The sequence below is a fragment of the Segatella asaccharophila genome (assembly GCF_054687055.1).
Genome location: NZ_BAACAN010000022.1, coordinates 43,730 through 50,890, shown reverse-complemented (window position 1 = coordinate 50,890; position 7,161 = coordinate 43,730). Strand labels below are relative to the sequence as shown.

General features: G+C 41.9%; 3 protein-coding genes. 2 read left to right on the top strand and 1 reads right to left on the bottom strand.

Features of this window, described 5'->3' with window-relative positions; genetic code table 11:
• On the bottom strand, positions 1–2,347 hold a 2,347-nt coding region (locus tag ACYRYG_RS11045; protein ID WP_460198156.1), incomplete at its 3' end, for a ligand-binding sensor domain-containing protein.
• Positions 2,348–2,634: 287 nt separating this feature from the next.
• On the opposite strand from ACYRYG_RS11045, the gene ACYRYG_RS11040 reads away from it, so the two are divergent.
• Positions 2,635–4,107, top strand: a complete 1,473-nt coding sequence (locus ACYRYG_RS11040) for a hypothetical protein (RefSeq protein WP_293427383.1) — start codon at positions 2,635–2,637, stop codon at positions 4,105–4,107.
• 24 nt (positions 4,108–4,131) lie between these two features.
• Positions 4,132–7,161, top strand: coding sequence for a SusC/RagA family TonB-linked outer membrane protein (locus tag ACYRYG_RS11035; protein WP_460198154.1), 3,030 nt, complete (start codon positions 4,132–4,134; stop codon positions 7,159–7,161).

Here is a 7,161-nt window from a genome sequence, read left to right as displayed (position 1 = left end):
AGTGGTCAGCCGCACGCAGCCTCAGATGATAGGTGCCCCATGGCAGGTTCTGATAGATCGCCCGGTGGGCACCGTCACGGCAGTATTTCCAGTCTTTGTCATACCCTACCAGTTGATAGGCATATTTATTTCCGTTCGGATCCGAATAAGTAAGCAAGGCAAACTCCACTTCAAATTTCTTGATAAACGAAGGAATACAGACTTTACGAGTACGGATAGGCATCTCTGCAGATATTCGCGACTTAAGAGCAGAATCTATCTGATTGAAAGGTTTATCATCAATAAGGAAGTCTGTAATGACCAAATTACATTTCTTATGATGAAAATGATCTTTTAGCTGTTGAGGAATAAAGGAATAGAACCCCGTCCGGCTGCCAATGTAAATATGATCGCCACACTGGAAGGAAGAATTGAGCGTACACAAAACATCATTAAGGCCATCCTCTTTAGAGAAACTCATCACCTCCGGGAGTCTGCCCCGATGAAAAGACAACCTGACAAGCGCTTCCCCGGTAGTCAGATATAAGTTTCCTTTCTTGTCCTCATTGATAGTGGAGACCCGGTCACCATTGATATGATAAGTCTGGTTCATGGGCAAGAACGCATCCTTTCCGGAGTCATACAAAAAAAGTCCACCATCATCAGAGATAGCCCAGAACCGTTTATAATGATCCTGATAACATGCAATAGCATCATCCACTGCAAAATTCTTATGCCCCGGATCATACTGGCGATATAGAAGTGATCCAGGATGGTAAGGATCCCCGCTGATCCTGAAAATGCCCTCATTATCCGTAGCTATCCAGATGTTTCCACGATCATCCTCCGTGATATTATGGACATCACACTGGGAGAAAACATTATCTCCTCTACCCCGAAAATGAAGACGAAGGCCTTTATGATCAGGATAGACGATGCTGACTCCCTTGTTTTCACCAATCCATAGAATTTTGTTATGAGATTCAAATAGCGCCTTCACATAATCATCTGTAATATAGGAAGTATTTTTATGATTGAGCGCCACAACGGTTCCATCCGTCTTTCTTACCAGGATTCCCTTGCTGTTACTTCCAAACCAGAGTTCACCATTACTTCGTCTGATAATCGCCGACAAAGTTCCTCCCAGCATTTTTGAGGGAATCGAGCAAAAGCCACTGATGGCATTATTATACCTAGCTTCCCCCGTGTCACAGTTATAATAAGCAAGTCCATAAGGGAACATGCCAATCCAGAAGTTTATTCCATCCGAAGTATACATGGGGCCTATAGAATTGATAGAAAGGCCCGAGCTCGCCGTATTAAGGGAATAAAAATGGAAAGGAGACGGATACGTATTAATATGAACAATACCGCCATTTTGATTCACGATCCATATATTTCCATATCCGTCAGTAGCAATATCCTTACTGAATTTCAGATCATTCACTCCAGCAAAAGTATAGTTCTTCCAGCCCACATCCGGATGATTTTCATCCATAATGCTGACCCCCTCCCAGGAACAAGCCCATAGAGTATTTGTCACCGGGTCTTCAATGATCCGGTAATAAGTATCAAAATAATGACTCTTGTAAGGATACTGATGGATCTGTGGATGGGCAGCATTTTCCGGTTGATCCATCCTTAACATACCGTATTCCCAGGTTCCGATCCAGAGATGATGGCGCTTGTCAAGATAAAGAGAATAAGCCGAATTGAAAGCATTCAGTTTCGGATAAGAATAAAAGCAGTGGCTTCCCCTGCGAAAGCGTATCAGCCCATTATTCCAGGTACCCAGGAACAAATTCCCCTGATTATCCTCAATAATGGACTTGACACTATACGAGCCCATTCTCCCGGAATTACCCTTCGGAGAGATGAGCCGGCTATTCCTGCTGTTATAAGTATAAAACTGATTGGACCGGGGAAGAAAGCAGGAAAGTCCCCCATCCGTTCCGATCCAGATGGTTCCATCCTTAGAGCAAAACAAAGTGTAGATAATCCTCTGATTCTCCCCCGGCAGATAAAAGGTACGTATTTTCCCCGTCCGCTTATCCATCCGGACCAACCCGTTTTCAGTGCCGATCCATAAACCGTCATGATGGTCTTCGGTGATACTATGTATGACATTATTCGGAAGGATGTTCGGCGAAAAAGCATCCGACTTGAAAGTTTTCATTGTATACCCATCATATAATTTCAGTCCCAAACTCGTTCCCAGCCACATCAATCCGTCATGATCAAAGAAGATGCTTCCATAATTGTCAGAAAGAGAGGTTGAGATAGTTGTAAAAATATGATAAGGCACGTTCTGTGCTGCACATAGTTCACTGGCAACGAGCAGGAACAGGATAGATATATATTTTTTCATGGGATGCAAACATTGAAAACGAAAAGCAAATATAGCAATTAAAAGGTATAAGAACGAAAAAAAAAGGCATAAGGGCAAGTGATTTCACAATTTGTACCCTATAAATAACAAATAAGGGACATGCTTTCTCCATGGTTAAGTTATCTTTGCAGCGGTATAGACAAAGTACAATAACTCGTCCAATTCCCGACAAGAACTTTTTTAATCAATACCAGGGGCCAACCTAAACGAGGGGGGGAAAAAAGCAAGAACTTGCAAACTAAAAACTTTTATTAATATATATCTGTATGCTTAATAATCAAATTAACAAACTGACCAGTACCATGTTATTTATACTATGTACTATCACAGGAATTCTGTTCCAGTCTTGTAATAATGACAACGATTACCCAGCTGTCGATAACCAGCCTCCTACTATTTCGTTGACTACTGACCATATTCAGACAGAGCCAGGACGTCAATTTACGATTGAAGGCCTTATAAAAGATGCTGACGGACTGAAAAGTATTACAATTGCAAACAGTGAAATGTTTCTTAACAAGACCATCAATCTGTTAGAAGACCATCCGGACACATTGCTCCATGAATATCACCTAAGCTATAACTATACCTCCAGTGATAAGTGGACAGACAATCAGCAATTTCCGGTCAAGATCACAGCCGAAGATGTCTGTGGACACACTACTGATGCCACAGTACTCGTAACTCCTGACGGAGATTTTACAGCTCCTACATTTACGACCGTTCCATCAAGCGAGATTACCGTATTAAAACAGAATCCAAAACTTACCCTCAATTGTATAGCTAATGACAATAAGGCCTTAAGTTATATAAAAGTTGAAATCCCCGGACTTCAGATCAACGATAGTATTCCTACCGGTGATGTCAAGACCTATACTCTTCAGAAGACTTATTTATTACCTCAGAGTGAAGTATCATACGAGATGACCATCACTGCTGCTGATAAATTTAACAATAAGGTAACGGCTAATAGCCGTATCAGTGTATCAGATATGCCTGATTTCGAAAAGATGTATCTCTCAGATGTCACGGACGTAACCCAACTTTCAAGTGATCTATTCGGTGTCCCCATGCTGATTACCCATACCGGTAAGTACCAATATCAGGCACGGTACTATAATCAGGCTAAGGGTACTCAAATCAGATTCATACCACAGAAGACTGATTTTTCTCCTATCTGTTTTGGAATTGATCCGGACAACGATAAGGTTCTGACCAGCAATCCGTCTACTTCCAAGCCTATCATACTCAATGATATTGCCTACTATGAGATTGATTTCAACACTGTAAGTGGAGAATATTCCATCCAAGAATACAAACCTACTGACAAGCCATTTCCAGAAGGCCAGCCCATGTTCTTAAATGGTACGAGTGGCGAGACACAACCTTACCAGCTAAGTCTTGCAGGAGAGAATCTGCCTGGAGCAGGAAACTGGTCTACATCCAATCCCTTTATTCTCACACAGGATCCAAATAATCCATATCTGTTCTATGGTGAAATGACGCTAACTGCCGGTACAGAAATCAGCTTCACAATTACGCCCAAGCACAATTGGGGCTGGTGGCCATCTCCTTTCTACAGATTTGAAGCGAAAGGTGTTCCCGATTCAGGAGAGAATGAATATAACACCCTGGATGATGGTAATAACATGACCCCTGTTACGGTCAAGACCTCTGGGAAATATCGTTTCGAATTCGATACCTCCTTGTTACGATCCAGGTTATATCTTGTCAAATAATAAGAAACTTAAAACCTAACAGAAATGAAAAAATACATTATTATGATATTGGTATGTCTTTGTGCTCTTAGCGCAAATGCACAGAGCACAAAGATTACCGGAAAAGTAATCTCTTCATCCGATAAAGAACCGCTTATTGGTGTTACTGTCAGAGTATCTGGCACGACAGGTGGTTCAATTACCGACATAGACGGCAACTACACCATAAATGCAGATAAAGATGCCACGCTCACCTTTTCCATGATCGGCTTCAAGACAGAAACCGTCAAAGTTGGTGAACGTAAAATAGTTAACGTGATCTTGTCCGATGCTTCCTCCGATTTAAATGAAGTAGTTGTCATCGGTTATGGTTCTGTAAGGAAAGGAGACCTAACCAGCAGTATCTCTGCAATCAAGGGGGATAAACTAGAGCATTTGAATACCGGCAATGCTATGGATGCCCTTCAAGGACAAGTTAGCGGTGTTGAGATTTCTAATTCAGGTGCTCCGGGATCATCTCCTCGTGTTATTATCCGTGGTGTATCCACAATTAACGGCTCTGACCCTCTATATGTCGTAGATGGTATGCCGGTCGGTACAAACATCAATTTTCTGAATAAAGACGACATAGAAAGCATGCAAGTCCTAAAGGATGCTTCTGCAGCAGCTATCTACGGTACTCGTGGTTCTAATGGCGTCATCTTAATCACTACAAAAAAGGGAGAAAAAGGTGCTGTTAAATTTACAGGTTCTGCCTCCATGGGGTTACAAACTCTTCACAAACCAGACATGGCAAAAGCCTCAGAATATGAGCAAGTATATAAAGCCCGTTTTATTAATGATGGGAATGAGCCTTCCTATAAAGGCATCAACAACATTAAAGATTCTCAAGGTACGGACTGGTGGAACCAGTGCATGAGAGACGTATCATTACAGCAGAATTATGATTTAGGCTTTTCCGGTGGTAATGATAAAATCCTTTACTCTGCCAGTCTCGGTTACTTCCGGCAAGATTCCCAATATAAAGTTGGCTACTGGCAGAAAGTCACTGCACGCTTCAGTATGGAATATACTTTCAACAAAATAGTGAAAGCAGGCATCAACTTTACCCCTAAATATGAAAATTGGGATAATACTCCGAGTTTAATGGGTTCCATTATGGCAATGGATCCGACAACACCTGTTATGCGTCCAAAAAGCGAATGGACAAGTAACGAATACAGTAATTATGCCCGCTCCAACAATAATGAGGAATGGAATCCTGTAGCCTCAATGAGACGACTGGATGCCAACTCAGATGAATATGGATTGCTGACAACCCCCTATATAAGTATTACCCCCATATCAGGACTGACATTCCGAACACAGTTTGGCATGAATGCCCGCTTCCGCTTGTCCGACACTTACAATCCCAACTTCTTCATTGATAATCTGGAACAGAACACCAACAGCAATGCCGATCGGCACATGGAAAATTGGATTGACTGGAACTGGACCAACACCCTCACATGGATCAAATCATTTCAGAAGAAGTATAACCTCAATTTAATGGGTGGCTATACGATGGAGCATTTTGCTGATTACTGGGATGATGCCTATGCAGAAGATATTCCTTCCAACATGAAAGATATGAGATATGTAAGTGCTGGCACAAACAACATGAAAGCATCAGGCACAAATTCATACTCCTCACTGATCTCTTATCTTGGACGTGCTATGTTCAACTATGATGAACGTTATTATCTGACTGCATCAGTACGTATTGATGGTTCCTCTAAATTCCCTAAAGGAAAGAAGTACGCTACATTCCCAGCTATTTCCGCAGCCTGGAGAGTAACCGGTGAACCGTTTATGCAGAATCAACATCTTTTCGACGACCTAAAAATCCGGATGGGTTGGGGTAAAGTCGGGAATCAGAATATCGACAATTCCGCATATATCAGTTCTATCGGTGCAGCAGATTATGTGTTCGGCACAGATGCATCACGCATAGTCGGTACCGCTGTAGGATCAATTGGAAACTCTAACGTGAAATGGGAAACTGTAGAAGATTATGACATCGGAGTAGATATGACCCTATTGCAAAATCGTCTGAAGATTACAGCTGATTATTTTAATAAGACTTCACATGATATGTTGATGAAGAAAGATAACCTTCTTATTTTAGGTTATCCTATGTGGAATGGACAGATGTGGGAAAATGTCGGAAAGATGAGAGCAAGAGGCTGGGAATTCAGTGCCAACTGGAATGACCACATCCGTGATTTCCAATACGGCGCCGGGATCAACCTCACCTCCGTAAGAAATAAAGCCATCAAGTTATTAGGCGAACCAATCTATACCGGTGGTTTTAACGGTGATTACATCATTCGCAACCAGGAAGGGCTAGACATTAGCCAATTCTATGGATACAAGACAGATGGACTTTTCCAGAATGAGACAGAAGTAATGTCCTATACCAATGAACATGGAGTTCCACTCCAACCAAATGCCAAGCCTGGAGATATACGGTACAAAGATCTGAATCATGATGGAGTCATTGACGAAAAAGACAAGACTTACATCGGAGACCCATTTCCGGATCTGATGATTGGCTTCAATCTTAATGCTTCCTGGAAGAACTTTGATTTCCAGGCTAACTTCTATGGTACGCTTGGGAATGACATCTTCAATGAGAATCGTGGACGCTATTCCGGAGTTGGAGGCCAGAACGTTTATGCAGGCACTTATAACAAAGTCTGGCATGGCGAAGGAACAAGTAATGACATCCCCCGGCTCTCCGTCAACGATGCAAATATGAACTATAAACGTCCATCCGATTTCTTCGTTGAAAATGGTTCTTATTTCCGCTGTAAACTGTTACAGATCGGTTATACATTACCTAAGAAGTGGTTCAATAACAAATACTCCTTACGGTTATCCTTCTCCGCTCAGAATTTGTTTACCATCACTAGTTATTCTGGAGAAGATCCTGAAACAGCTTCTCTTGGCAGCAGCGTAACAGAGGCAGGTATAGACTATACCGGGTATCCTAACCCACGTACATTCCTGTTTGGCGTTAACATGAACTTTTAG

What these genes read in the sequence shown, in the direction of transcription:
- ACYRYG_RS11035 (WP_460198154.1), top strand. Translation starts at nt 4,132, where the DNA reads ATGAAAAAATACATTATTATGATATTGGTATGTCTTTGTGCTCTTAGC.
- ACYRYG_RS11040 (WP_293427383.1), top strand. Translation starts at nt 2,635, where the DNA reads ATGCTTAATAATCAAATTAACAAACTGACCAGTACCATGTTATTTATA.